Genomic DNA, 25,024 nt, shown 5'->3' with positions numbered 1-25,024 from the left:
TCGACCGCAAGGCGACCTTCCGCAAGGCCCTCTTTCCGGCGATCCTCTCACACCCGTGCCCTCCACAGCGAAGGGCGAGGATGTCGCCGACCTCGATCAAGCCTGATCGCCTGGCCGGGCGGCTAGCGGGTTGCGGGTCGCAGCAGCCACACCTGTCGAATTATCAGGCCGCAGTCGTCGGCGTTTTCCGCCCGCCTGGTCTCCCGCAGGCGGCGGGGCGGTGAAGGACCGTCTCGTGCGCCCGGCTCAGCTCGTTTTCCTGCGGCGGGTTTCCCATCCCTTCTTGGCGGCGGCGGACCGATCGGCTTTCGAGCGAGAGGCCGAGATCGCGCCGCCCTTTCGCCCGCCATTGTGGGCGGCAGGATGGCCGGTGGACTTGCCACGTCCGGATCCTCCGGGATTTTTTCCGCCTGCATCGTCCTTGTTGACTGTGGCCCAAGCCCGCCGTTCGGCTTCCTTTTCCGCGACGCCGCGCTTTTCATAGCCTTCGGCGATGTGATCGGCCTTGCGTCCCTGCTTGTCTGTATATTTGGATTTGTCGCCGCGCGGCATGGGATTCCTCCTTTGAGGACGAAACAATCGCCTTCGCCGGGGGTTCCTCGGACGAAGGCCGCCGCAAGGTCAGAACGCCGAACTTCCCTTGATCGCCGCTCGCACTTCCTGCTGGCTGAGCGACCCTTTCGCCCAGCCGTGTCGCTGTGTCGGGAGACAAAAAAGCCCCGGCGGGGCCGGGGCTTTTCTGGGTCAATCGGTCGGTTGGACCACGATCACCGGGGGCGGCGTCTGGACCGTGGGCGCGGATGTCGCCGTCGAGACGGTCGGGGCGGCTGACGGGGCGTTCAGGCGGACCGTGGCGGGCGCCGAATAGGGCTGCGGACCCGAGGAGACGGTCGGCGTCTCAACAGGCGCGGCAGGACGTTCGGTCGTGGCGCGGGTCGAGCGGGGCGGGGCGCGGTGCGGTTCGACGTCAGCGCGACGTGCCACCGTGTCCTGCCTTGTCGGCGCCGGCGTCTCGCTGGCGGTCGGCGTCATGGCCGCAGGTGCGGCCGGCGTCTGGGTGGCGTCGATCGCCGCAGGAGCGGTCTGCATGGCCGGGGCGGCGTCCATCGGCGCAGGCGCGGCCTGGTCGTCGCTGTTGAGCATCATGGCGACGCCGCTGCCCAGCAGGACGATTGCGCCGAGGGGCGCCAGGATCATCCAGGTCTTCACGGCCTTCTTCGACCGGGTGTGGCGGGCGTAGCGGGGTACGAAGGCCGCCGGCTCCGCCCGGCCTTGGGTGCGGGCTTCGGCTTCGGCGTTGGTGTAGGTCATCGACATGGTTCGTCCTCCATAACGTCGGTCCACCAACCCGTCGTCGAGGAGCGCGTTCCGCCAGCGGCGCAAATGCCCCGAAGAAACACCCTTGTCGCCGGAATGTGTCGGACCTCGCGGCGATTTCGGGGCGGAGCTGCAGGTTTGCGGCGATAATTAGCAGGCGGGGCTCTGGATTTCCGCCGCGTCAACGCGACAAACGAGGCAGGCAGGGAGGCCGAACCCGCGGGCCAAACGACGGGCGAGACAGTCGCGCGATTGACCCGGAGGCCCCCATTCGTCATCACCGAAGATGACACAGGCTTTAGACTCGGAGTTGCGGCGCGCATGGGCTTTGTAGCGAATATCCGTCGGGACATCCGGTTCGCTCGCGGCCTGTTCCGCCTGCTCAAACGCATCAAGCCGATCAAGCTGGACAGCGACGTCCTGCTTTGCGACGACTTCGAAGAGGCGGTCGACAAGTTCCCGAACAACATCGCCGTCGAGGACGAAACCCGCAAGCTGACCTATCGCGAGCTGGACGCGATGGCCAACCGCTTCGGCAACTGGGCCAAGAGCCGGGGCCTGCGGCGCAGCGACACCATCGCCCTGATGATGACCAACCGGATCGAATACCTGGCGGCGTGGATCGGCTTTTCGAAGGTCGGCGTGCCGACCGCCCTGATCAACACCAATCTGAACGGTCAGGGTCTGGCGCACTGCCTGACCATCTCCAACGCTTTCCAGGTGGTCGCCGACCAGGACTGCTGGCGCCAGATCGAGGAGGCGCGGCCCCTGGTCGCCCACAATCTGATGCTGTGGGTCCTGGCCCTGCCGGAAGAGATGGAGACCAGCGACCGGCGCGGCATCGACAAGCCGGTGCGCGGCGCCTCCTCGGTGCGGCCCGGCCGCACGGCGCGCGAGGGCCTGACCAACCGCGACACCGCCCTATACATCTATACCTCCGGGACGACGGGCCTGCCCAAGGCGGCGCGCATCCCCCACTCGCGGGCGCGGACCTATATGCGCGCCTTTGCGGGCGCCACCCGCTCTACGCCCCAGGACCGGATCTTCAACGTTCTGCCGCTGTATCATTCGACCGGCGGCCTGGTCGGCGTGGGGGCGGCCCTGCTGAACGGCGCACGGCTGGTGCTGCGCAAGAAATTCTCGGCCACCAACTTCTGGCCCGACGTGCGGTCGTCGGGCGCGACCATGTTCGTCTATATCGGCGAGCTGTGCCGCTATCTGGTCAACTGCCCGCCGCAGGAGGACGAGAAGAAGCACAAGCTGCGTCTGGCCTTCGGCAACGGCCTGCGCGCCGACGTCTGGCCCGACTTCCAGAGCCGGTTCGACATCCCGGAGGTGCTGGAGTTCTATGGTTCCACCGAGGGCAATGTTTCTCTGTTCAACTTCGACGGCAAACAGGGCGCCATCGGCCGGGTCCCCGGCTATCTGAAGACGCAGATCAACATCCGCCTGGTCCAGTTCGACGTCGACACCGAACAGCCGGTGCGCGGCCCTGAAGGTCTGTGCCGGCCGGTGAAGGTCGGCGAAGTCGGGGAGGCCATCGGTCTGATCGGAAACGACATTCGCCACGACTTCTCGGGCTATGCCGACAAGGCCGCCTCGCAGAAGAAAATCCTGACCGACGTGTTCAAGCGCGGCGACCGCTGGTTCCGCACGGGCGACCTGATGCGCCAGGACAGCGAGGGCTATTTCTACTTCGTCGACCGGATGGGCGACACCTTCCGCTGGAAGGGCGAGAACGTCTCCACCTCCGAGGTCGAACAGATCCTGGTCGAGGCGCCGGGCGTGGAGGAGGCCATCGTCTATGGCGTGCCGGTGCCGGGCCAGGACGGCAAGGCGGGGATGGCGGCCCTGGTGCTGGAGGGCAAGTTCGACGCCAAAACCTTCGCCGACTATGTGGAGGCCAAGCTGCCGCCCTACGCCCAGCCGGTGTTCGTGCGCCTGATCGAGGCGGCCGAAACCACGGGGACGTTCAAGTATCGCAAGGCGGACCTGGTCGCCGACGGTTTCGACCCGGCCCGGACGGGCGCGGCCCTTTATGTGCGCGGCGGCAAGACGGGTTATCACAAGCTCACCCTGGCGGCGCGTCAGGCGATCCTGGGCGGCGAAACCCGGCTTTAGGCGGCGAAGGACGGCGTTCGGGAAACACCGTCTTAATGATTAATGGCGATGATCCCGACCTCTCGCGTCAGGATCGTCCGCCCCCATGTTCCAGATCATCGGCATCGTGCTGCTGTTCGGCCTCGTCTTCGGCAGCTACGCCATTTCGGGCGGCAAGTTCGAAGTCATCATGCACGCCGCGCCGCATGAGTTGATGGCCATCGGCGGGGCAGGGATCGCCGCCTTCCTGATCTCCAACTCCATGCCCGTCATCAAGGGCTCGATGGGCGGCCTGGGCAAGGCGTTCGCCGGCCCCAAATGGAAGAAGCAGGACTACAAGGACCTGCTGTCGCTGTTGTTCCAGCTGACCAAGACCATGAAGTCCAAGGGCGTCGTGGCCCTGGAAAGCCACATCGAAAAGCCCAAGGAATCGACCATTTTCCAGAAGTACCCCAAAGTGCTGAAGGACCATTTCGCCGTCGATTTCATCTGCGACACCCTGCGGATGATGACCATGAACCTGGAAGACCCCCACCAGGTCGAGGACATGATGGAAAAGCAGCTGGAAAAGCACCATCACGAACATCTGGAAAACGCCCACGCCCTGCAGAACCTGGCCGACGGCCTGCCGGCTCTTGGCATCGTCGCGGCCGTGCTGGGGGTCATCAAGACCATGGGATCGATCACCGAGCCGCCCGAGGTTCTGGGCGGCATGATCGGCGGCGCCCTGGTCGGCACCTTCATGGGCGTGTTCCTGGCCTATGGCCTGGTCGGCCCGTTCGCCGCGCGCCTGACCGCCATCATCAACGAGGAAGCGGCCTATTATAAGATCATCCAGTCGGTGCTGGTCGCCCACCTGCATGGCAACGCCGCCCAGATCTCGGTCGAGATCGGCCGGGGCGACATTCCGTCGCCGGCCCAGCCCTCCTTCGCCGAGATGGAAGAAACCCTGAACAACATCACCAGCGACTGATCCCGGCGCCGCTTGCCCGCCGCTTTCGGGCGGCGGTATCGTCCGCAGACCGTTTCGGAGACCTCTCATGCGCCTTCCCGTCCTGTTCGCCGCAGCCGCCGTCGTCCTGGCGCTGGCCGCCTGCCAGAAGAAGGAAGAACAGCATGCCGCCGCGCCCGCCAGCGATGCAGTAGAGGCCGCCGGAGCCGCCGAGGACGCCGTCCTGACGCCCGAGGAGGCCGCCCGCCAGGCCGCCCTGATCGCCGATCAGACGGCGCAGAACGCCGGTGCGCTGGACAGCGCCGCCCTGGGTGCGACGGCGCCCGACGCCGGGACCGCGCCCGAGGCGGGCGCCGTCCCGACTTCCGCTGCGGTCACGCCGGCTCCGGCGTCCAACACGGCCCCTGCCGCGCCGTCGGCCCCCGCCGCGCACTAATTCGGTTTTCGGACGATCTGCGGGGCCGCCCTCGAGGGGCGGCCCTTTTGCCGGGCGCATGCTAGAGGTCGCCCCATGACGACCGACGACGCCTCGCCCCGCCTGACCTGGACCGACGAAGACGAACCCCGTTCAGGCCGGTTCGGCGACGTCTATTTCTCGCGCGACGACGGCCTGGCGGAGACCCGCGCCGTCTTCCTGCAGGGCTGCGGCCTGCCCGAGGCCTGGGCGGATCGGCCGCGCTTCACCGTCGCGGAGCTGGGCTTCGGCACGGGCCTGAACATCGTCGCCTTGCTGGACCTTTGGCGCTGCACGCGGCCCGCCGGCGGACGGTTGCACGTCTTCTCCATAGAGGGCTTTCCCCTGACGGCGCAGGAGGCGGCCCGCGCCCTGAACGCCTGGCCCGAACTGGCCGATGCGGCCGCCCCTTTGATCGCGGCCTGGCCGGCGGGCGCGCCCGGCTTTCACCGTATCGACCTGCCGATGTTCGACGCCGTTCTGGACCTGGCGATCGGCGACGCCGCCTGGGCGCTGGCGCAATGGTCGGGACAGGCGGACGCCTGGTTCCTGGACGGGTTTTCGCCCGCCTTGAACCCCGGCATGTGGTCGGCCGAGGTGCTGGACGGCGTGGCCGCCCGATCCGCGCCAGGCGCGCGCCTGGCCACCTTCACCGTCGCCGGCGCGGTGCGGCGCGGCTTGGCTGAGCGCGGCTTCGTCGTGGACAAACGCCCCGGTCATGGCCGCAAGCGTGAACGGCTGGAGGCGCGGCTGCCTGGCGAAGCGCCTGGGTCTCCCGCACCGCGCGTGGCGGTGGTCGGGGCGGGCGTGGCCGGAGCGGCCGTGGCGCGGGCCCTGGCCGCCCTGGGCCACCGGCCGACCGTGATCGAGGCCCAGGCGCCGGGCGCGGGCGGTTCGGGCTTTCCCGCCGGCCTGGCGACCCCGCGACTGGATGCGGGCGACCAGACGGTGGCGGCCCTGTACGCCCAGGCCCTGGAGCGGGCGCGCGACCTCTATGACCGCACGCCGGGCGCCGTCCTGTCCCAGGGCGTGCTGCAACTGGTGCAGCAGCCGCGCGACGAAGGCCGCTTCGCCAAGATCGCCGCCCAGCCCATTTGGCCCGATGGCGCCATGGCCGCGGTGGACGCCGCGACGGCCGGCGCCTGGCTGGGCGAGCCGGTATCGGAGGGCGGGCTGATGATGCGCGACGCCCGCGTGGTGCGTCCCGCCGCGGTTCTGGGGGCCTGGCTGGACGGCGTCGAGATTCTGAACGGCGAGGCGGCCGCCCTGCAGCGTGCAGGCGACCTGTGGCGTCTGATCGACCCCGACGGCGGTGTCCTGATCGAGGTCGAGGCGGTGGTGGTCACGGCCGGTTGGGGTGCGGCGGCCCTGCTGGGCGACCGGCTGGCCCTGTCGCCGGTGCGCGGTCAGGCGGACTGGGTCGCGGGACAGACCGCGCCGGCCGTCGCCTGGGGCGGCTATGCGGCGCCGACGGCCGATGGCGTTCTGTTTGGCGCGACGCACAAGCGCGGCGATGTCGACCTGACGCCCCGCGACGAAGAAAGCGTCGCCAACCTGGCGACCTTGGCCGCGCGCCTGCCCCGCCTGGCGGCCCGCGCCCAGGCCGGCGAGACGCAGCGCCGCGTCGCCGTTCGGGCTGCCACGCCGGACCGCCTGCCGGTGGCCGGGCGCCTGGAGGACGGGCTTTATGTCCTGGGCGGCCTCGGCTCGCGCGGCTTCTGTGTCGCGCCTCTGCTGGCGGATCATGTCGCGGCTCTGATCCTGGGGCGTCCGTCGCCTGTCCCTGCGGCCCTGGCCGCGCGGGTCGCGCCCAAGTCCCTTGAAAGCGCCTGAATCCAGGCGGAAGGTTCTGGGCGCTTTCCGTTGAAAGGATCCTCCGTCATGCGCCTTGTCCCCCTCGCTCTCGCTCTTGCAGCCGTCTCGGCGGCCGGCTGTGCGCCCGTTCCGCCCAGCGGGGCCGGCGTCGCGCGCACCGACCGCGCCACCCAGTGTTTCAGGGTCGAAGACATCCAGAACTTCCGCGCGGCCAGCACGACGGACCTCAACATCCGCACCTATCGCGGCCAGGTGTTCAAGATTTCCACGGGCGGCGGGTGCTGGAACCTGGACAACGCCCTGGCCCTGTCAGTCCAGCCGGTGCTGGGCGCCTCCAGCTTCATCTGTGTCGGCGATCAGGTCCACGTCGCCGTGCCGAACGGCATGCCGGGCGACGGTCGTTGCCGAGGCTTCGTCGACAAGGCTCTGACGCCGGAAGAAGTCGCCGCACTGCCCAAGAACGCCCGGCCCTGACGGCGTTTCGGGCGATTGAAATTCGGCCGATCCAAGTATGAAATGGCGGCGTTCACCTGGGGAGGAGTTCATGAACCTGTTCGTCAAAAGCCTGGCTTTCGGCGCCGCCGCCCTGACCGCCGTTACGCCCGCCGCCGCCGAGACCTGGAGCCTCGTCGCCGCCACGGATCGCAACGCCTATCTGGTTGATCTGGATGCGTTGGCCCCGATCGACGGCGTGGTGACGACGCGGTTGGCGCGCGTCCCCGCCCAGGGTCCGGCGACGGACCTCAGCCACGAGACCGAAGAGGTGATGGTGCGGTGTGCCGACGGCCGGTCGCGCGCCGGCGCCACAGTGACCTATGACGTCGCCGGGACCGAGACGGATCGGTCTTCCGAAGATACGCCGTGGGAGGCGACGCCGGCAGGCGGCGTCTATGGCCCGATCAAATCGTTCGCCTGCGACAACCTGCGGCCCACGGGCAAGACCTGGCCGACCATCCAAGCCTTCATCGAGGACGGGCGGGGCGGCTGAGGCTCCCGCCCGAACGGAGCGCCGACGTCAGACGTCGACGGCGGCGTCCAGGGCGTTTTCCTGGATGAACTCGCGGCGGGGTTCCACCACGTCGCCCATCAGTTTGGCGAACAGGTCGTTGGCGTCTTCCTCGTGTTCGACCGAGACCTGCAGCAGGGTGCGGGCGTTGGCGTCCAGGGTGGTCTCCCACAGCTGTTCGGGGTTCATCTCGCCCAGACCCTTGTAGCGCTGGATCGCCAGGCCCTTCTTGCCGGCGTCCAGCACCGCGTTCAGCAGGTCCAACGGTCCCCGGATCGGGGTGGTCTTGTCCTTGCGGCGATAGACGGCAGGCGCGGCGAAGACGCTGTCGAAGGCGACGGCCCGTTCGGCCAGACGGCGCGCGTCCAGCGAGCGGATCAGCGTCTCTTCCAGCACGATGGTCTCCTGCACCGCGCGGCGGGTGCGCGAGAAGACGACCGCCCCTTGCGCGCCCGGAACGCCCGACCAGTCGCCGTCGCCTTCCTCGGCGTAGAGGTTCAGACGCCGTGCCGCCTCGGCGGCGCTGTGGGCGATGTCGGCGTTGTCGGCGAACAGACCGGCCAGGGCCGCCTGTTCGATGGCGAAGGCCGGGGCGCGCTGACTGAGGCGGTCCACGCCGGCCTTGAAGGCCTTGGCCTCGCGCACCAGGGACTGCAGGTCCAGGGCCATCCGGCGCTCGCCGTTCGACAGGTCCAGTTCCGCTTCGGAGGCGCCTTCCTCGATCAGATAGGCGTCCATCTCGGCCTGATCCTTAAGGTAGCGGCTCTGCTTGCCCTTGGAGACCTTATAAAGCGGCGGCTGGGCGATATAGACATGACCGCGCTCGATCAGCTCGGGCATCTGCCGATAGAAGAAGGTCAGCAGCAGGGTGCGGATGTGGGCGCCGTCCACGTCGGCGTCCGCCATCAGGATGATCTTGTGGTAGCGCAGCTTGTCGGCGTTGAAGTCGTCGCGGCCGATGCCCGTGCCCAGGGCCAGGATCAGGGTGCCGATCAGGTCCGACGACAGCATCCGGTCGAACCGGGCGCGTTCGACGTTCAGGATCTTGCCGCGCAGGGGCAGGACGGCCTGGTTCTCGCGGTTTCTCGCCTGTTTGGCCGAGCCGCCGGCGCTGTCGCCCTCGACGATGAACAGTTCGGACTTGGCCGGATCACGCTCCTGACAGTCGGCCAGCTTGCCCGGCAGGCTGCTGATCTCCAGCGCCGACTTGCGCCGGGTCAGGTCGCGCGCCTTGCGGGCGGCCTCGCGCGCCGAGGCGGCTTCGATGATCTTGGAGACGATCATCTTGGCCTCGACGGGGTGTTCCTCGAACCAGGTCGCCAGCCCTTCCGAGCACAGGTTCTCGACCGCCGGGCGCACCTCGGACGAGACCAGCTTGTCCTTGGTCTGAGAGCTGAACTTGGGGTCCGGCACCTTGACCGACAGCACGCAGGTCAGGCCCTCGCGGGCGTCCTCGCCGGTCGGGGCGACCTTCTCCTTCTTGGCCAGGCCCGAGCTTTCGATATAGCCGCCCATCACCCGCGTCAGCGACGCGCGGAAGGCCGACAGGTGGGTGCCCCCCATCCCGCTGGGGGATGTTGTTGGTGAAGCACAGCATGGTCTCGTGGTAGCTGTCGTTCCACCACAGGGCCAGATCCAGTTCGATCCCGTCCTTCTTGCCGCGAATAACGATGACGTCCTTCAGCAGGGGCTGTTTGGACTTGTCCAGGTGGCGCACGAAGGCTTCGACCCCGCCCTCGTAGTGCAGGGTCACGTCGATCGGCTCGGCAGGGCGCATGTCGGCCAGGCGGATGACCACGCCCGAGTTCAGGAAGGCCAGTTCGCGCAGCCGGTGTTCCAGCGTCTTGAAGTCGAAATCGATGTGGCTGAAGGTCGTGATCGAGGGGAAGAAGGTGACTTCGGTGCCGCTCAGCGGCTGGCCCGCCTTGTCGCCGGTCTCGCGGATCGGGGCGACGCCGGTGACTTCCAGCGACTTGGCCGTATCGCCGCGCTCGAAACGCATCTCGTGCTGTTTGCCGTCGCGGTAGATCTTCAGCTGCAACCAGTCGGACAGGGCGTTCACGACCGACACGCCCACGCCGTGCAGACCCCCCGAGACCTTGTAGGAGTTCTGGTCGAACTTACCGCCCGCGTGCAACTGGGTCATGATGACCTCGGCCGCCGACACGCCTTCCTCGGCGTGGATGTCGGTCGGGATGCCGCGCCCGTTGTCGGTCACGGTGACGGAGCCGTCGGCGTTCAGAATGACCTGGACCAGGTCGGCGTGACCGGCCAGGGCCTCGTCGATGGCGTTGTCCACCACCTCATAGACCATGTGGTGCAGGCCCGAGCCGTCGTCCGTGTCCCCGATATACATGCCGGGGCGTTTGCGCACGGCGTCCAGGCCCTTGAGAACCTTGATGGAATCGGCGCCGTATTCGGGCTGGTCTGCAATCGGATCGGTCATGAAGTCGTCGGCTCTGAAGTCCCGACCGGGACGGGGAGGGAGCGCCGAACCCGACGCTCGAATCGACAGCGGGATCGCACCGCGCCGAAGCCCGCAACATATAGGAAATTCCGGCGAAAAAGCGAGGGTTTCCGCCGCGCCGCCTAGTCGCTTTCCAGCGCGCCCCCGGCGACGCGCACGAACTGGGCGCGGCCTTCCAGACCGGCGAACAGGTCGCGTTCGGTGCCGGTCATGAAGGCTTGCAGTTTCAGGGCCTCGATCTCGTCGAACAGGGCGGCGCGCCGGGCTTTGTCCAGGTGGGCGGGCGCCTCGTCCAGCAGCAACAGGGGGCGGGCGGCCCCGGCGACGTCAGGGTGCGCCAGGCGGCTGATCTGGGCCAGGATCAGGTTCAGGACCAGGGCCTTCTGTTCGCCGGACGACCCCTCGGCGGCGGGGCGTTGCTTCTCGCGGTGGATGGCCGTCAGGTCGGTGCGGTGCGGCCCGAACAGGGAGCGGCCGGCGGCGGCGTCGCGGGTGCGGGCGCGGGCCAGGCCCTCGCGGATCGTGGCGGCGATCTCGTCCTCTTCGGCGCTGGCCTCGGCCATTTGTTCGGCGGCGCCGTTAAGGCCCAGGTCGGCCTGAGGAAAGGGGCGATCGCTCCGGGCGTCGATGGCGGCCTGAAGCGCGTGCAGCGCGGCGACGCGGGCGACGGCGGCGCGGGCGCCCGCCTCGCCCAGGCGAAGCTCCAGCGCGTCGAGCCACACGGGGTCCGCCTCGCGGCCGTCCTGGGCGTCGTTCAGCAGCCGCAGCCGCTCGCGCAGGGCCTTGCCATAGGCCGAGACGCGGGCGGCGTGGTCGGGGTCGGCGGCGAAGACCAGCCGGTCGAAGAATTTCAGCCGCTCGGCCCGCGCGTCGGAAAACAGCCGGTCCTGTTCCGGCGTGGCCCAGACCGGCCGCAGATAATCCAGCAGCCGCCCCGGCGGGGCCGTCTCCCCGTCGATCCGCACGATCCGCCGCGCCGCCCCCGCCGCCTGAACGCCGGTGCCCAGCCGCGTCTCGTCGTCCAGTTCGACCATGACGGCCCAGGCGCGGCCTGTGGCCTCGCCGGGCTCGCGCCGCCCCATCTCGGCGGCGGTCGCGCCTCGCAGGCCCTTGCCGGGGGTCAAGAGGCTGATCGCCTCCAAGAGATTGGTCTTTCCCGCCCCATTCGGCCCATGCAGCACCACAGGCCCGGAGGTCATCTCCAGCCGCGCGCCCGCATAGGAACGGAAGTCGGTGAGGGTGAGGGAGGTGATCACAAGTGGCGAGTGGCGATTGGCGAGTGGCGAGTCAATGCGAACCTGATCCTGCTCGCCACTCGCCACTAATCACTCGCCACTGACTAAACCCGCAACGGCATCAGCACATACTGAACGCCCGGATCGCCCGGATCGAGCACCAGGGTCGGGGAGGCGGGGTCGGCGAAGCGGAAGGCGGCGTTTTCGCCGGTGATCTGGCCGGCGACGTCCAGCAGATAGCGGGCGTTGAAGCCGATCTCGAACGGTTCGTCGGAATAGCCGATCTCGACCTCTTCCTCGGCCTGGCCGGCTTCCATGTTGCGCACGGTCAGCTTCACGCGATCGTTGTCGAAGGCCAGCTTCACCGACCGACTCTTTTCCGCCGAGATGGTGGCGACGCGATCGACAGCCTTGGCGAACAGGGCGTTGTCGATGTCGGCCTGTTTGTCGTTGCCGCGCGGGATGACGCGCAGATAGTCGGGGAAGGCGCCGTCGATGACCTTGGACGTCAGGGACGCCTCGCCCATCTGGAACCGGATCTTCTGGGCCGAAACCTGGACCTCGACCGGACCGCCCGCATCGTCCAGCAGGCGGCGGACCTGATCGACCGTCTTGCGGGGCACGATCACGCCGGGGCCGCCGGCCGCGCCCTCCGGCGCGGGGGTCTCGGCCAGGGCCAGGCGGTGGCCGTCGGTGGCCACGGCGCGCAGCAGCGGGATGCCCTGTTCGGCCACCGTGTGCAGATACAAGCCGTTCAGATAGTAGCGCGTCTCCTCGGTCGAGACGGCGAACCGGGTCTTGTCGATCAGGCGCGCCAGGTCTTCCTTAGGCAGGACATAGGCGGCGCCGGCGCTGTCGGTCGACATGACGGGGAAGTCGCCCGCCGGCAGGACCGGCAGGTTGAAGCGCGACCGGCCGGCCGACACCACCAGGCGCGGATCGTCGCCGGAATAGGTCAGGGCGACCTCGGCCCCCTCGGGCAGTTTGCGCACGATTTCGTACAGGGTGTGGGCGGGCGCCGTGATCTGGCCCTCGACCTGCACCTGGGCTTCGGCCTCGTCGACCATCTCCATGTCCAGATCGGTCGCGGCGAAGGCCAGGCGGTCGCGTCCGGCGCTCAGCAGCACATTGGACAGGATCGGAATGGTGTTTCGACGTTCGACGACGCTCTGCACATGGCCCAGGGCCTTCAGGAGCGCGGATCGTTCGATGGTCAGCTGCATGTCGTCTCGCCCGGCGCGGCCCGACTCGCTGGGTCGCGGTTAAGTGACCTGGGACACTAGCGGATTGCGCGGCGGGAGCAACGGGTCAGACCCGCTGCTCCACAGCTTCAGCCCCGCAGCTTGCGCGTCAGGGCCTCGACGTCGCGGGCGATCTGATCGTCCTGCGGCATCAGCTCCTCGATCTTGCGCACCCCGTGCAGGACGGTGGTGTGATCCCGGCCGCCGAACCGACGACCGATGTCGGGATAGGAGCGGGTCGTGTGCTGTTTGCACAGATACATGGCGATCTGGCGCGGGCGGGCCACCGACCGGGTGCGGCGCTCGCTCAGCAGATCGGCCTGCTTCAGGTTGAAGTGGTCGGCGACCGTCTTCTGGATCTCGTCCACGGTGATGCGGCGCTCGGGCCCGCCGCGCAGGGCGGCGCCCAGCAGCACCGAAGCCTCGTCCACCGACACCGACGACAGGCGCGCGCCGGCCGCGGCGGCCAGGGTGTTCACGGCGCCTTCCAGTTCGCGCATCGAACCGGGGGTGCGATCGACCAGCTGGGCCAGCACCTCGGGCGCGGCCTCGCCCTGGACGACGCCCAGGGCCGACAGGGCCTTCAGGCGGTTGCGGGCCACGGCGATCTTCAGCTCGCGGTCGCCCGCCTCGACCGGGCAGGTCAGGCCCGCGGCCAGGTGGCTGCGCAGGCGCGGCTCCACCTCGGTCAGGGCCATCGGCGCGCGGTCGGCCGAGAAGACGATCCGCTTGCCGTCCTCGATCAGGGCGGTCAGGGTCGACAGCAGCTCTTCCTGGGTCGAGGCCTTGCCGCCCACGAACTGGACGTCGTCCAGCAGCAGCATGTCGGCTGAACGCAGGCTTTCCTTGAAGGCGGCGGTCGATCGGTCCTGCATCGCCTTCACGAAGGTCGACAGGAAGCGTTCGGCGGTCAGATAGACGACCTTGGCCTGGGGCCGTAGGCGCTGGGCCTCCCAGGCGATGGCGTTCAACAGGTGGGTCTTGCCGTAGCCATAGGGGCCGCAGAAGAAGACCGGGTTGAAATGGCCGTCGGCCCAGCTGGCCACCTGTCTGGCGATGGCCAGGGCGAAGGCGTTGCCCTGGCCTTCCACGAAGCTGTCGAAGGTCAGGCGGTCCTGCAGACCCGCGGCGCGCACGGCACGGGCGCCGTCGGCGACGGGAGCCATGGTCGGGGTCGCCAGATGAGCCGAAGAGGAGAGGGCGGCCAGGCGCGGGCCGGCGTCCACCACATTGCCGCCCACGGCGGTCGCCGGCGGGACCGATCCGACCTCGGCGCGGCACCGCACGTCCAGCCTGCGGTTCAGACCGTCCAGCCCCAGCCACAGCTCGTTCATGCGACGCAGGGCGTTCTTGCGCACCCAGTCGCGGGCGTAGGCGGTGGGCGTGACCAGGATCAGATGGCCGGCGCTGTCCATGCGCACGGCCGAAGGGGCGATGTAGGACGAAAAAGGGCCGTCGCCGATTTCGGCGCGCAGACGCACCGAAGCCTCGCTCCAGATGCGGTCCGGATCCGTCATGCCCGATCCGTTCGCCGCACTCGCCATCGCCGTTACGCCCCCTACCATCGATCAGCCGCCCGCTAACAAGAACCCATCCAGCCCAACGCCCTTCATGGGATGTGTCAGGGACGACTTCTCCTGCGCCGAAAAGCGAAGCTTTCCGGACGGGGTCGGGTTCCTGAACAGACATCTCCCGCCAGCACGACACTTAAAGGTCCCGCGCCGCCTTCATCCGTGTGAGGATGGAAGTGCGTTAGAGGCCAAAACTTACGCTGCGAGCCGGTCGGGTCAACGCTGATTCGTCGGTCGATTCGCAGTTAAATTGTTTGACTCCGTCAAACGCCAATTCTGCTTGGGAAATTCCCCGTTCGACTGCTGAATTTTCGGGGTCCGGCGGGATCGAAAGTTAACGGCCAAACGCGAAACGGCGAGGAAGCTCATGCTTCCTCGCCGTTGAAATCACTAGGAAATCCCGCAACGGAACAGTGAAGACCGTTCCGTGGTCCTCCTGAACCTTAACGGATCAGGCGGCCGACAGCTTCTTCAGCTGGGCGGCCAGACGGCTGACCTTGCGCGAGCCGGTGTTCTTGTGAACCACGCCCTTGGAGACGGCGCGCATCAGTTCGGACTGGGCTTCGTTGAAGGCGGTCTTGGCCACGGCGACGTCGCCGCCGGCCAGGGCTTCCTGGAACTTGCGCAGATAGGTGCGAACGCGCGAGCGACGCGCCTTGTTCACTTGGGTCCGCGCTTCGATCTTGCGGATCGCCTTGCGGGCGCCGGGGTTGTTGGCCATGTCAAACCTTCGAACGGAAAACGCCGCGGAGCACACGTCCACGGCGCGGAAATCTCAAGAGGGCGGGCGTATAGCGGAAAGGCAGGCGACGGTCAACGCGGAGTCTGACGTCCCTGTCCGAAGCCCGCGCCGACGCCGGCCGGCCGCCAAAACCGCCCTTTTCACTCTGGAGCAACACCTTTCAACGCGCCGAAGCCGCCATTCCGTCGCGGCGGAACGAAGAATTTCGACCTGGGCGAAACCTTTGCATAGCTTAAGGTTTTGGTCGTTTTCCCGCCACCTTTATCGCGTCTGCACACCCCTTCTTCGCCTCGCTTGCCGCCGGATCGCCCGCCTTATGAATTCCACCGCCCTGATGCTGCTCGCCCTGGCTCCCGCCGCGCCTGTCCAGGCCGAGGTCGTTCCGGCCGCCGCCGCCGCGGCGGTCCAGGAGCAGCCTGAGCCGACGGCGGTGCTGCCCGATGTCGTGGTCACGGCCCAGAAGCGCGGCGTGGCCTTGGGCGGGCAGGAGCCCATCGTCTCCTATGACGCGACCCAGCTTCAGGCGTTCGGCGCCACCAATATCGGTGAACTGGTCACATTGCTGGAGGCCCAGACCCGCAGCGCGCGCGGCGGCTCGCCGGTCTTTCTGGTGAACGGGCGGCGCATCTCGGGCTTCCGCGAAATCCGCGGCCTGCCGCCCGAGGCCATCGAGCGGTTCGACATCCTGCCCGAGGAAACGGCCCTGTCCTACGGCTACAGCGCCGACCAGCGGGTGGTGAACATCGTCCTGAAGGCGGACTTCAAGTCCCTGACGACATCGGTGAACGTGTCCCGGTCCGAGCAGGGCGGGCGCACCACCACCTCGACCGAGAACAATGTGCTGCGCATCGCCGGCGGCGACCGCTGGTCGCTGGACGTCAACGGCGACGCCAGCAACAGCCTGTTCGAGACCGAACGCAACATCGACCGCCGCGACACGGGCGTGCTGTTCGACCGGATCGGCAATGTCGGCGGGGTGAACGGCGGCCAGATCGACCCCGCCCTGTCGGCCCTGGCCGGCGGGCCGGTTTCGGTGGCGGGCGTTCCGACCGTCGCCGCCTCGCGTCCCCCGACGCTGGCGGATTTCGTCTCGACCGCGGGGGCGGCCCGCGACGTCGACCTGACCGCCTACCGCACCCTGCTGCCGCGCCAGGCTGAGGCCTCCATCGCCGGAACCTACAAGCACGACCTGAACGACAAGGTCGGCATGACCCTGAGCGCCAGCCTGGAGGACAGCAGCAGCCGCAGCTATCTGGGCCTGCCCGGCGTCACCCTGACCCTGCCCGAGACCAGCCCCTGGTCGCCCTTCGGCGACGACGTTCTTCTTTATCGCTACATTGATCGGCCCGACGCCCTGACGCGCCAGACCAACAGCCGCACGGCCGAGTTCGGATCGGTCTTCGACGGCTATCTGGGCGAATGGCGCTGGACCGCGACGGGCGAATACAGCCGCGTCCGGACCGACACCACGACGGGCCGGGGCGTCGACGCCGCGGCCTTGCAGGGCGTGATCTCGGCGGGCGATCCGACCGTCAATCCGTTCGGCGACATTGACGGAGCGGTCACGGTCGCGGTGCGCGACACCGCCAACTCCGTCGCCCAGACGGCCAACGCCGAACTGGTCTTCAACGGCACGGCCTATGAACTTCCGGCCGGACGCCTGAACGCCACCTTCAAGGTGGGCGCCACGCACCAGTCTCTGGATTCCGAAAGCGTGCGCGGCGACGTGACGACCGATCGGTCCCAATCGCGCGACCTGGGCGCGGTCCAGGCCAATTTCGACCTGCCCATCTCCAGCCGCGACAAGGGCGTTCTGCCCAAGATCGGCGACCTGTCGGCCAATCTGAACCTGGCCTATCAGCAGTTGTCGGATTTCGGCGGCGTCAGTTCGCTGGGCGGCGGGCTGAACTGGTCGCCGGTGGATCGCCTGTCGTTGTCGGCCAACTACTCCGACACCAGCAAGGCGCCGACGATCCAGCAACTGAACGATCCGACGCTGTCGACGCCGAACACGCCGGTGTTCGACTTCGCCACGGGCCAGACGGTGGAGATCGTCCAGATCACCGGCGGCGATCCCAATCTGAAGGCCGAGGACCGCCACATCATCAAGCTGGGCGCCAACTGGCAGCCGCTGGCGGCCACCGACTTCCGGCTGAACCTGGCCTATACCCGCACCGAAACCGACAACGAGATCGCCGGCTTCCCGGCCATCACCCCCGACCTTGAGGCGGCTCTGCCGGAACGCTTCACCCGCAACGGCGACGGTGATCTGCTGTCCATCGACGCCCGCCCGCTGAATTTCGCGCGACGCGAGCAGCAGGACGTGCAGTGGGGCTTCAACTTCTCGCGGCCGTTCGGCACGCCGTCGCCGACCACCGGCGGAGAGCCTGGTTTCGGACGCGGTCCCGGCGGTCCTGGCGGCGGCCGCATGATGGGCGGCCCTCCCGGCGGCGGCCCCGGCGGTCCGGGCGGTCCGGGCGGGCGTCTACGCGGGTCTCAGGCGCCGGGCATGCAGCCGGGGCAGGGGATGTTCAACCTGTCGCTGACCCATACCTGGCGCGTTCAGGACGAGGTGGTCATCCGCGAGGGCCTGGCGCCCCTGAACCTGCTGGACGGCGACAGCATCAGCGGCTCGGGCGGCCAGTCCCGCCATGAGGTCCAGTTGCAGGCCGGCGCCTTCCGCAACGGTTTCGGCGCCTTCGTCAACGCCAACTGGCGGTCGGGCACGACGGTGGAGAGCAATCGCGCGGGCTCGCCGGACCTGGATTTCTCGGGCCGCACGACCGTCAATCTGTTCGCCTTCGCCGATCTGACCCAACGGACGTCTCTGGTCGCGCGTTTCCCGATCCTGAAGGGCGCGCGCATCGGCTTCGGCGTCCAGAACCTGTTCGACGACCGCATCTCCGTGACCAGCAGCGACGGGCGCACGCCGGTGAACTATCAGCCCGACTATCTGGACCCGCAGGGCCGAGTGTTCCGCATCAACCTGCGCAAGATCCTGTTCTGACCTGTCGGGGCGTCAGGGCCAGATCACGGCAGATCACGGCCAGACCAGGGCCAGGGCGACCAGGGCGGCGACGCCCAGCAGGGCCAGCGGAAAGAAGACGCGGTCGGACATGGCGGTCGGCCTGGCGTGGTGAACAGTGCGAGTGAGCAAAGAGGTGAGCGACGCAAGCGTCGCGCCCTGTCTTCGCTCACCCCTTGCTTATTAGCACCCTTCATCCCTCCGCCTCCACTGGCGAAACTTGACCGGCCCATGACGGCGGCTTACCCGAACGGATCGTTTTCCAAAGGACCGACCGAATGCCGCGCCTGATCCTGCTCCGCCATGGCCAAAGCCAGTGGAACCTCGAAAACCGTTTCACCGGCTGGGTCGACGTCGATCTGACGGCGGAAGGCGAGGCTCAGGCGCTGCGCGGCGGCGAACTGATCGCCCAGGCCGGGTTCAAGCCGGCGGTCATGTTCACCTCGGTCCTGACCCGCGCCAGGCGCACCGGCGCCCTGGCCCTGCAGGCGGCGGGTCTGACGGACGTGCCGGTGATCGAGGACTGGCGCCTGAACGAGCGGCACTATGGGGGCCTGACCGGCCTGAACAAGGCCGAGACGGCCGACAAGCACGGCGAGGACCAGGTCAAGATCTGGCGGCGCAGCTATGACGTGCCGCCGCCCCCGCTGGCGCCGGGCGGAGAGTTCGATTTCAACGCCGATCCCCGCTACGCCGGCAAGGCCATCCCCGACACCGAAAGCCTGAAGACCACCCTGGACCGGGTGAAGCCGTATTGGGACGCCGACATCGCGCCGCGCCTGAAGGCGGGCGAGGACGTGCTGATCGCCGCCCACGGCAACTCCCTGCGCGCCATCGTCAAATTGTTGTTCAACGTGCCCGACGACCGGATCGTCGGCGTGGAGATCCCGACCGGCAATCCGCTGGAGATCGACCTGGACGAGGCCCTGAAGCCCGTCTCGGCCCGCTATCTGGACGCGGCGCGCGCCGAAGACCTGCCGCCGGTCGCCGCATGAGCACGAGCGACGCAGACCGCGGCTTCATGGCCCAGGCCATCGCCCTGGCGACCGGGCGAATGGGCGAGACCTGGCCCAATCCCGCCGTGGGCTGCGTCATCGTCAAGGACGGGCGCGTGGCGGCCCAGGCCGCGACCGCGCCCGGCGGACGTCCTCACGCCGAGGAACAGGCCGTGCCGGCCGCGGGCGCCGACGCCGCCGGATCGACCGTCTATGTCACGCTCGAGCCGTGCGGAGCGCGGTCCTCGGGCCGCAAATCCTGCGCCCACTTCCTGACCGAGGCGGGCGTGGCGCGCGTTGTCGTCGCGTGCCTGGATCCTTCGCCCTTCGCGGCGGGGCGCGGGACCGAACGTTTGCGCGCCCAGGGCCTGACCGTCGAGACGGGGCTGATGAGCGAAGAGGCCGCCGTCCTGTGCGAAGGCTTCCTCCACCGGCTGGAGACCGGCCGGCCGATGGTGCGCGTCAGCCAGGACGGGACGGGCTTCGACGGCCGTTTCGCCGCCTCGGCCAAGGCCGATCTGATCACCGAACTGAAACGATTGGGCGAGGCCGGCTACACCCGCCTGTGGACCGGGGAGGGCGAACTGGCCCAGGCCCTGCGCGCCCAGGGCTTGCTGACCGAGTAGAGCCTGACCGTTTTAGACGGGAAACGCTCTGCGGTTCCGGCTGAAGCGTGAATCAGGCTCTCGCTCGTACCTGGAGTCTGATTCACCGTATCGGCGAAATCCCGTAGCGATTCCTCCTCGACGGATCAGGCCCTGGCCGAACGGCCAAGAATGCTTTCTTAAGCGGTTTCGCCTCACCGTGGTCGGATGGCCCTGGCCGCCGAACCGATCGTGCGCAAACGCCTGACCCAGGCGGAACTGGACGTCCTCTGCGCCCGGCACGACCGACTGTTCCAGGCCCGCCCCGGCGGGGCGCGCGCCGTCTTCACATGGATGGATCTGTCGGGCCTTGACCTCAAGGGCCGCAACCTGTCGGACGCCGACTTCTCGGCCGCTTGCCTTTCGGGCTGCGACCTGACCGGGGCGCGGCTGGACAACGCCAGCTTCTTCAGCGCCGACATGCAGGACGCCGTCCTGGCCGAGGCCAGCCTGCGTCGGGCCGATCTGCGCGGGGCCTGTCTGCGCGGCGCGGACCTGTCGGGCGCCGACCTGTTCGAGGCCGATCTGCGCGAGGGCGCGATGGCCGCCGCCGACGCCCGACTGGGCTTTCGGGTCATCGAGCCGCGCCAGCGCAACGAGACCGAGGCGGTCGGCGCCTGCCTGGCCGGCGCCAATCTGCAACGATCCAAGATGTCGGGCGTCATCGCCGTCAAGGCGGACTTCTCGGGCGCGGTGATGAAGGACTGCAAACTGGTCCGCGCCAATCTGAAACAGGCCGATTTTCGCGGTGCGGATCTGGCGGGCGCGGACCTGTCGGGGGCCGATCTGTCCGGCGCCGACCTGCGCGACGCGGTGCTGGTCGGCTGCAACATGACCCTGTCGCGGCGGGACGGGGCCGACATGGAGGGGGCCCTGACCGATCGGAGCACGGTCGGTGAATCCGTTCACAAGATGCCCGCCGCCGAAATGCTGCGCGACCATGCGCACTGGTGCGAGACCGGCGGCCTGGAAGGCCAGCCCTCCGTCTTCGACGGCGTCGATCTGCGGCCGCTAAGATCGATCACCGGCCTGAACCTGACCGCCCTTTCGGCCAAGGGCGCGGTCTTCTACGGCCTGGACATGGAGGGAGTGCAGCTTCAGGGCGCGCATCTCGAAAACGCGGATCTGCGTTCGGCGCGCCTCTGCCACGCCGATCTGCGCGGCGCGCGGCTGCGCGGGGCCAAGCTGAACGGGGCCGACCTGCGCCAGGCCCAGCTGGGGCCGCTGTTGCTGACGGCGGACCGGATGCTGCCCGCAGACTTGACCGGCGCGATCCTGAGAGGCGCGGACCTGACCGGCGCGGATCTGCGGCGCGCGGTCCTGGTCGGGGCCGATCTGGGCCGGGCCGTCCTGCACGGCGCACAGACCCGTCAGACTGACCTGACCGAGGCCAATCTGACGGGCGCGCAAGGTCTGGTCATCGACTCGGCCCCTGACGCACCGCCCCTGACGCACCGCCCCTGATTTCTGCCGGCTCAGCCTTGGGCCAAGGCCTTCAACGGCTCGACCAGATCGGTCTTTTCCCAGCTGAAGCCGCCGTCCGCGTCCGGTTCGCGGCCGAAATGGCCATAGGCCGTGGTGCGGGCGTAGATCGGCTTGTTCAGTCCCAGGTGCTGGCGAATGGCGCGCGGCGTGGCGCCGCCGATCAGGCCCAACAGCTTGTCTTCCAGCAGGGCCTCGGAGACCTTGCCCGTGCCGTGCAGGTCGACGTGGATCGACTGAGGCTCCGCGACGCCGATCGCGTAGGAGATCTGGATGGTGCAGCGGTCGGCCAGACCGGCCGCCACGACATTCTTGGCCAGATAGCGGCAGGCGTAGGCGGCCGAACGGTCCACCTTCGTCGGGTCCTTGCCCGAGAAGGCGCCGCCGCCGTGGGGCGCCGCGCCGCCGTAGGTGTCGACGATGATCTTGCGGCCCGTCAGGCCGGCGTCGCCGTCCGGTCCGCCGATCTCGAAGATGCCGGTCGGATTGATGTGCCAGACGGTCTTCTCGTCGGTGAAGCCCTCGGGCAGGACTTCCAGAACGTAGGGTTTGACGATCTCGGCGACCTGGGCGGCGCTCAGGCCCTTGGCGTGCTGGGTGGACAGGACGATGGAAGCGGCGCGCTTGGGCTTGCCGTTCTCGTATTCGATCGTCACCTGGCTCTTGGCGTCGGGCTCCAGTTGCGACCCGCCGGCGTGACGCACCTCCGCCAGGCGCTTCAGGATGTTGTGGCTGTACTGCAGGGTGGCCGGCATCAACTCCGGCGTCTCGTTCGAGGCGTAGCCGAACATGATGCCCTGGTCGCCCGCGCCCTCGTCCTTCTCGTTGGTCGAATCGACGCCCACGGCGATGTCGGCCGACTGGGCGTGCAGGAAGCAGGCGTAGTCCGCCGTTTCCCAGTGGAAGCCGTCCTGTTCGTAGCCGATGTCCTTGACCGCGGCGCGGACCAGCGGTTCCAGGCTGTCGATGATCGACTGGGTGAAGGCTTCGTTCTGTTCCTTGGTGGCGCCCGGTTGGGTGGCGCGGACCTCGCCCGCCAGCACGATCCGCTGGGTCGTGACCAAGGTTTCGCACGCCACGCGCGCCTCGGGGTCCTTGGACAGGAAGGCGTCGACGACGGTGTCCGAGATGCGGTCCGCAACCTTGTCCGGGTGCCCTTCGGACACGCTTTCGGAGGTGAAGAGGAAGGAGGAACGAGCGGCCAAGAGAGGCTCCTGTCAGTGTCAGGCGCATAGACATATAAAGATATGCTTATATCCGCAAGCGATGGCGTCGCGCTTCGCGTCGGGGCCAAGCCTGTCGTCGTGCGGATGGAGGCTGACACGGGGCCGGAATACGGTAAACAGAAGCCGATGCATGACGGTCTGACGCCCAGAGAAGAGGAATGCGTGCGCCTTGCCGGCCTGGGGCTGGAGGACAAGGAGATTGCTGCGCGCCTCGATCTGTCGCCCCGCACCGTCGGCAACCACCTGCACCGGGCCTACGCCAAACTGGGCGTTTCCGACCGGAAGCTCGCCGCGCGGCGCCTGAGTAACGGCTACTCAGAGGCGCCGATACTCATTCCCGAACCGGCCGAGTTGATGCCTGTTGTCCCGGCGTCGGGGGATCGGCCTGGCGACCTCGGAACGTCCGAAGCCACGTCCTGGCCCTTGCCGCCGCCCCCCAAAGGGATCGGCGCTCGGCTGGGGATCATGGTGATCGGCGCCGTAGTCGCCCTGCTGCTCGCCATCGGTATCGTGACGGCCGGCATGGTGGTTCCCTCCCTGTTCGACCAGATCGCTCCCGACTGGGCCCGCTGACGCGGACATCATTCCGTAGGAGCGACGAACAATGAAAGACAGGCTGGTGGGGGTCCGGGTCGCCCGGCAACTGAGAACCGCCGAACACGCCATCGATCAGGCCATGGTCGAGGTGTGTCGATTGATCCAGACTTCGCTGGAGGGGCGGGTCGAAAGCCGTTTGGCGGCAGAGGTCGGGCAGTCCGCCCTCGAGAGCATCGTCGCGGGCCTGGGGCAACTGACCACAGTTCGCGCCAGCGTCGTCGCGGGCCACGCCGATCTGGCGACGGTCGCGGAAGATCACGGCATCGGCTGGCGTCTTGAAGGCGTTGGTGAAGACAAGGGGACCCGGCCCACCGCCGCCTTGCCCGCCGAAGTCGTCCAGTTGGCCGCCTGAGGAACGCCGTCGGATGCCGTCGCCCCTGTTGATCGCAGCTACGGCGCTGACCTATGTCGCGCTCGTTCTGCTGATCTGGAAGGGCGGCCGTCCGGAGCGCGCGGCCGGAGCAGGACTAGTCCTGGCTCAAATCCTGTCCGACTGGCTCGATCACCTCGTGATCGGTCAGTTTCGATGGGCGGTCGCGATCATCTCATGCTGTCTGCTGGCGCAGTTGATCTGGCTGAGCCTTCGCCATGATCGGTGGTGGCTGCTGTTCGCCGTCGGCGCCCAGTTCCTCGCCTTCTGCACGCACCTTTCGTCTCTGATCGGTCCCGACGCCCTGATCTGGTCTCTCGTCACCGCTCGCATGACGATCTGGGCCGAGCTCATGCTGCTGGCGCTTTTCGGCGTCTGGGAGGCGCGTCGCGCGCCCTACGCCCGTCCAAAATCCCGGCCCGCGCTGGAGCGCGGGCCTCTGAAAGTCAAAGTCCAATGATGGCCCAAGCCCAAAACACCTTCATGCCGCTGTTCCGCGCTTGGTTGTCGACGACCGACATCGCCGAACAACTCTATCGCGCCGAACTGGCCGGCAGTCAGGACAACCTCCTGGCCACGGTCGACCTGGCCCCCATGGACGAGGCGGAAACCACCCTTCTGGGCCACATGCCGACGAACCCGGCAGAGGCGGCCTGTCTGCTGGAGGTGGTGCGCCAGAATCTGGCCGACGCGGGCCGGTCGGACGGCCTGGACGTGCAGGCTCTCCAGGCCGTTCAGGGCTGGCTGGCCAAGCTGGCGCTGGGCGAGGCGGAAGACGACGCCCCCGTCGCCCGTCTGCTGCGCCAGGCCAGCAAGCGCGGCTGATCAGTCGCGCAGGCTGCGGGCGACCAACAGAAGGGCGTCGCGCTTGGCGGTGTCGCGGATGTCGCGGAACGCCGCCAGCAGTTCGGACACGCCGGGGGCGGCCAGGGCCAGTTCGTCGCCTTCGGCCGTCTCCAGCTCGCCCAGCAGGGCCGCGCCGGTGGACTTCAGCACCGCCGCGATCTGCAGCAGGCGCGCGGCCGACACGCGATTGACGCCCCGTTCGTACTTCTGAATCTGTTGAAAGGTCACGCCCGCGCCGGCCGCCAACTGGGCCTGGGTGATGCGGAGTTCCTCGCGTCGCGTCCGGATGCGGGCGCCGATCGCGATGTCAACGGGGTCTACTGCGTCGGTCATCTTGGCCTGGCAAAAACTGGAAGCGCCTGCTGAGGCCCCAAAACAGCGACCACGTCAAGCGGTCTCCCTCGTCAGGCGGCAAGATACCGCGGATTTGGGGTCATTTTCGGCTTTCACGACGTGTCGCCTCACGCGGGAAGCGATCCGCCAGAAGCGTCAGCATACGGTCGATTACATAGTCCGGGTCGAATTGGGCGAAGGCGGCCAATTCATCCATGACTATGTCGCGGGTCGGTTTGACGGCCGCGCCGATCATCGCCCATCCCTCGAAGCGCCGCTGCGCGATGGGCTGGCGGTTCAGGATCACGATGTCGGCGTGGCGCGGGTCCGCGTGCAGGCGCGTCATCGCGTGATCCAGGGTGGCGCCGTCGCCCTCCAGCACCTGCAGGAAGGTGCGGGCGGCGACGACCAGCCCGCCTGTCACCCCGTCACGACGGTTGTTCCTGTCCGAGACGGACAGGATGTCGCTCAGCGATTGGTCGCTCGGATAATCCATGGCCGAGCGGCTCTTGTAGATCAGGTGTTCGAGAGGCATCGAAGTCAGGCAAAGGCGGAGGTTCCCGCCGCCCTTGCCACAGGTTCTGTCGTACTGACCAGCATCTTCAT

General features: G+C 68.2%; 23 protein-coding genes and 1 pseudogene. 14 read left to right on the top strand and 10 right to left on the bottom strand.

Translation table 11 applies throughout. The annotated features are described in order from the left end of the window. Positions 1–246 precede the first annotated feature (246 nt). Both QE389_RS06960 and QE389_RS06955 read right to left on the bottom strand, forming a co-directional pair. Positions 247–552: a plasmid stabilization protein gene (locus QE389_RS06960; protein ID WP_307365751.1), complete on the bottom strand. Its 306-nt coding sequence runs from the start codon at positions 550–552 to the stop codon at positions 247–249. A gap of 192 nt (positions 553–744) precedes the next feature. Next, positions 745–1,317, bottom strand: coding sequence for a hypothetical protein (locus tag QE389_RS06955; RefSeq protein ID WP_307365748.1), 573 nt, complete (start codon positions 1,315–1,317; stop codon positions 745–747). A gap of 321 nt (positions 1,318–1,638) precedes the next feature. On the opposite strand from QE389_RS06955, the gene QE389_RS06950 reads away from it, so the two are divergent. The 6 genes from QE389_RS06950 to QE389_RS06925 all read left to right on the top strand — a co-directional run bounded on the left by QE389_RS06950 (position 1,639) and on the right by QE389_RS06925 (position 7,626). Next, the gene (locus QE389_RS06950) at positions 1,639–3,438 is read left to right on the top strand and encodes a long-chain-acyl-CoA synthetase (protein ID WP_307365746.1); all 1,800 of its coding nucleotides are present in this window, start codon (positions 1,639–1,641) and stop codon (positions 3,436–3,438) included. 85 nt (positions 3,439–3,523) lie between these two features. Beyond that, positions 3,524–4,390, top strand: coding sequence for a flagellar motor stator protein MotA (gene motA, locus QE389_RS06945; protein WP_307365742.1), 867 nt, complete (start codon positions 3,524–3,526; stop codon positions 4,388–4,390). Between the two features lie 67 nt (positions 4,391–4,457). After that, positions 4,458–4,805, top strand: a complete 348-nt coding sequence (locus QE389_RS06940) for a hypothetical protein (protein WP_307365740.1) — start codon at positions 4,458–4,460, stop codon at positions 4,803–4,805. A 75-nt stretch (positions 4,806–4,880) separates the two neighbouring features. Beyond that, positions 4,881–6,656, top strand: a complete 1,776-nt coding sequence (gene mnmC / locus QE389_RS06935; RefSeq protein ID WP_307365738.1) for an FAD-dependent 5-carboxymethylaminomethyl-2-thiouridine(34) oxidoreductase MnmC — start codon at positions 4,881–4,883, stop codon at positions 6,654–6,656. 48 nt (positions 6,657–6,704) lie between these two features. Next, positions 6,705–7,112: a DUF6491 family protein gene (locus QE389_RS06930; protein WP_307365736.1), complete on the top strand. Its 408-nt coding sequence runs from the start codon at positions 6,705–6,707 to the stop codon at positions 7,110–7,112. A gap of 70 nt (positions 7,113–7,182) precedes the next feature. Beyond that, positions 7,183–7,626, top strand: coding sequence for a hypothetical protein (locus QE389_RS06925; protein ID WP_307365735.1), 444 nt, complete (start codon positions 7,183–7,185; stop codon positions 7,624–7,626). A gap of 27 nt (positions 7,627–7,653) precedes the next feature. Here the strand turns inward: QE389_RS06925 and gyrB are convergent. From gyrB to rpsT, 5 genes and pseudogenes are all read right to left on the bottom strand, one after another. Further along, positions 7,654–10,090, bottom strand: a pseudogene (gyrB, locus tag QE389_RS06920) (DNA topoisomerase (ATP-hydrolyzing) subunit B). A gap of 143 nt (positions 10,091–10,233) precedes the next feature. Beyond that, positions 10,234–11,367 carry a DNA replication/repair protein RecF gene (recF, locus tag QE389_RS06915; RefSeq protein ID WP_307365733.1) on the bottom strand — a complete coding sequence of 378 codons (1,134 nt, stop codon included), beginning with the start codon at positions 11,365–11,367 and terminating at the stop codon, positions 10,234–10,236. Between the two features lie 83 nt (positions 11,368–11,450). Continuing rightward, a complete protein-coding gene (gene dnaN / locus QE389_RS06910) occupies positions 11,451–12,569 on the bottom strand; it encodes a DNA polymerase III subunit beta (protein WP_307365731.1) in 1,119 nt (372 codons plus the stop codon). A 107-nt stretch (positions 12,570–12,676) separates the two neighbouring features. Continuing rightward, a complete protein-coding gene (gene dnaA, locus QE389_RS06905) occupies positions 12,677–14,152 on the bottom strand; it encodes a chromosomal replication initiator protein DnaA (protein WP_373458295.1) in 1,476 nt (491 codons plus the stop codon). 457 nt (positions 14,153–14,609) lie between these two features. Continuing rightward, complete coding sequence (gene rpsT / locus QE389_RS06900) at positions 14,610–14,879, bottom strand: 30S ribosomal protein S20 (RefSeq protein ID WP_292086855.1); 270 nt, start codon at positions 14,877–14,879, stop codon at positions 14,610–14,612. A gap of 337 nt (positions 14,880–15,216) precedes the next feature. Here rpsT and QE389_RS06895 point away from each other — a divergent pair, with 337 nt between their 5' ends. From QE389_RS06895 to QE389_RS06880, 4 genes are all read left to right on the top strand, one after another. Continuing rightward, positions 15,217–17,907 (top strand): TonB-dependent receptor, encoded by a 2,691-nt coding sequence (locus QE389_RS06895; protein WP_307365729.1) that lies wholly within the window; start codon positions 15,217–15,219, stop codon positions 17,905–17,907. Between the two features lie 296 nt (positions 17,908–18,203). Next, a complete protein-coding gene (gene gpmA, locus QE389_RS06890) occupies positions 18,204–18,920 on the top strand; it encodes a 2,3-diphosphoglycerate-dependent phosphoglycerate mutase (RefSeq protein WP_307365727.1) in 717 nt (238 codons plus the stop codon). Further along, positions 18,917–19,546, top strand: coding sequence for a bifunctional diaminohydroxyphosphoribosylaminopyrimidine deaminase/5-amino-6-(5-phosphoribosylamino)uracil reductase RibD (locus tag QE389_RS06885; protein ID WP_307365724.1), 630 nt, complete (start codon positions 18,917–18,919; stop codon positions 19,544–19,546). The genes gpmA and QE389_RS06885 overlap by 4 nt, the downstream gene beginning before the upstream one ends. A 186-nt stretch (positions 19,547–19,732) precedes the next feature. Continuing rightward, complete coding sequence (locus QE389_RS06880; protein WP_307365723.1) at positions 19,733–21,028, top strand: pentapeptide repeat-containing protein; 1,296 nt, start codon at positions 19,733–19,735, stop codon at positions 21,026–21,028. A gap of 11 nt (positions 21,029–21,039) precedes the next feature. On the opposite strand, the gene metK is transcribed toward QE389_RS06880, so the two are convergent. Further along, on the bottom strand, positions 21,040–22,251 hold the full coding sequence (gene metK / locus QE389_RS06875; RefSeq protein ID WP_307365721.1) for a methionine adenosyltransferase: 1,212 nt from the start codon (positions 22,249–22,251) through the stop codon (positions 21,040–21,042). 42 nt (positions 22,252–22,293) lie between these two features. On the opposite strand from metK, the gene QE389_RS06870 reads away from it, so the two are divergent. From QE389_RS06870 to QE389_RS06855, 4 genes are read left to right on the top strand one after another with little or no spacing between them, the layout of a single operon-like run. After that, positions 22,294–22,845, top strand: coding sequence for a helix-turn-helix transcriptional regulator (locus QE389_RS06870; RefSeq protein ID WP_307365719.1), 552 nt, complete (start codon positions 22,294–22,296; stop codon positions 22,843–22,845). A 31-nt stretch (positions 22,846–22,876) separates the two neighbouring features. After that, positions 22,877–23,221, top strand: coding sequence for a hypothetical protein (locus QE389_RS06865; RefSeq protein ID WP_307365718.1), 345 nt, complete (start codon positions 22,877–22,879; stop codon positions 23,219–23,221). Between the two features lie 13 nt (positions 23,222–23,234). After that, a complete protein-coding gene (locus tag QE389_RS06860) occupies positions 23,235–23,699 on the top strand; it encodes a hypothetical protein (protein WP_307365716.1) in 465 nt (154 codons plus the stop codon). Then, positions 23,699–24,064: a hypothetical protein gene (locus QE389_RS06855; RefSeq protein ID WP_307365714.1), complete on the top strand. Its 366-nt coding sequence runs from the start codon at positions 23,699–23,701 to the stop codon at positions 24,062–24,064. The genes QE389_RS06860 and QE389_RS06855 overlap by 1 nt, the downstream gene beginning before the upstream one ends. On the opposite strand, the gene QE389_RS06850 is transcribed toward QE389_RS06855, so the two are convergent. Further along, positions 24,065–24,418 carry a helix-turn-helix domain-containing protein gene (locus QE389_RS06850; RefSeq protein WP_307365712.1) on the bottom strand — a complete coding sequence of 118 codons (354 nt, stop codon included), beginning with the start codon at positions 24,416–24,418 and terminating at the stop codon, positions 24,065–24,067. 100 nt (positions 24,419–24,518) lie between these two features. Then, positions 24,519–24,953 carry a BLUF domain-containing protein gene (locus QE389_RS06845; RefSeq protein ID WP_307365711.1) on the bottom strand — a complete coding sequence of 145 codons (435 nt, stop codon included), beginning with the start codon at positions 24,951–24,953 and terminating at the stop codon, positions 24,519–24,521. Positions 24,954–25,024: the final 71 nt, after the last annotated feature.

This window comes from Brevundimonas sp. SORGH_AS_0993 (assembly GCF_030818545.1).
Lineage (GTDB): Bacteria > Pseudomonadota > Alphaproteobacteria > Caulobacterales > Caulobacteraceae > Brevundimonas.
The sequence above is the reverse complement of the archived record's forward strand: the minus strand, read 5'-3'. Positions and strand labels throughout refer to the sequence as shown.

Bases quoted from the DNA above. Each gene is read 5' to 3' on its own strand.
- QE389_RS06960 (WP_307365751.1), bottom strand. From the start codon at position 552: ATGCCGCGCGGCGACAAATCCAAATATACAGACAAGCAGGGACGCAAG.
- QE389_RS06955 (WP_307365748.1), bottom strand. From the start codon at position 1,317: ATGTCGATGACCTACACCAACGCCGAAGCCGAAGCCCGCACCCAAGGC.
- QE389_RS06950 (WP_307365746.1), top strand. From the start codon at position 1,639: ATGGGCTTTGTAGCGAATATCCGTCGGGACATCCGGTTCGCTCGCGGC.
- motA (WP_307365742.1), top strand. From the start codon at position 3,524: ATGTTCCAGATCATCGGCATCGTGCTGCTGTTCGGCCTCGTCTTCGGC.
- QE389_RS06940 (WP_307365740.1), top strand. From the start codon at position 4,458: ATGCGCCTTCCCGTCCTGTTCGCCGCAGCCGCCGTCGTCCTGGCGCTG.
- mnmC (WP_307365738.1), top strand. From the start codon at position 4,881: ATGACGACCGACGACGCCTCGCCCCGCCTGACCTGGACCGACGAAGAC.
- QE389_RS06930 (WP_307365736.1), top strand. From the start codon at position 6,705: ATGCGCCTTGTCCCCCTCGCTCTCGCTCTTGCAGCCGTCTCGGCGGCC.
- QE389_RS06925 (WP_307365735.1), top strand. From the start codon at position 7,183: ATGAACCTGTTCGTCAAAAGCCTGGCTTTCGGCGCCGCCGCCCTGACC.
- dnaN (WP_307365731.1), bottom strand. From the start codon at position 12,569: ATGCAGCTGACCATCGAACGATCCGCGCTCCTGAAGGCCCTGGGCCAT.
- dnaA (WP_373458295.1), bottom strand. From the start codon at position 14,152: ATGGTAGGGGGCGTAACGGCGATGGCGAGTGCGGCGAACGGATCGGGC.
- rpsT (WP_292086855.1), bottom strand. From the start codon at position 14,879: ATGGCCAACAACCCCGGCGCCCGCAAGGCGATCCGCAAGATCGAAGCG.
- QE389_RS06895 (WP_307365729.1), top strand. From the start codon at position 15,217: ATGAATTCCACCGCCCTGATGCTGCTCGCCCTGGCTCCCGCCGCGCCT.
- gpmA (WP_307365727.1), top strand. From the start codon at position 18,204: ATGCCGCGCCTGATCCTGCTCCGCCATGGCCAAAGCCAGTGGAACCTC.
- QE389_RS06885 (WP_307365724.1), top strand. From the start codon at position 18,917: ATGAGCACGAGCGACGCAGACCGCGGCTTCATGGCCCAGGCCATCGCC.
- QE389_RS06880 (WP_307365723.1), top strand. From the start codon at position 19,733: ATGGCCCTGGCCGCCGAACCGATCGTGCGCAAACGCCTGACCCAGGCG.
- QE389_RS06870 (WP_307365719.1), top strand. From the start codon at position 22,294: ATGCTTATATCCGCAAGCGATGGCGTCGCGCTTCGCGTCGGGGCCAAG.
- QE389_RS06865 (WP_307365718.1), top strand. From the start codon at position 22,877: ATGAAAGACAGGCTGGTGGGGGTCCGGGTCGCCCGGCAACTGAGAACC.
- QE389_RS06860 (WP_307365716.1), top strand. From the start codon at position 23,235: ATGCCGTCGCCCCTGTTGATCGCAGCTACGGCGCTGACCTATGTCGCG.
- QE389_RS06855 (WP_307365714.1), top strand. From the start codon at position 23,699: ATGGCCCAAGCCCAAAACACCTTCATGCCGCTGTTCCGCGCTTGGTTG.
- QE389_RS06850 (WP_307365712.1), bottom strand. From the start codon at position 24,418: ATGACCGACGCAGTAGACCCCGTTGACATCGCGATCGGCGCCCGCATC.
- QE389_RS06845 (WP_307365711.1), bottom strand. From the start codon at position 24,953: ATGCCTCTCGAACACCTGATCTACAAGAGCCGCTCGGCCATGGATTAT.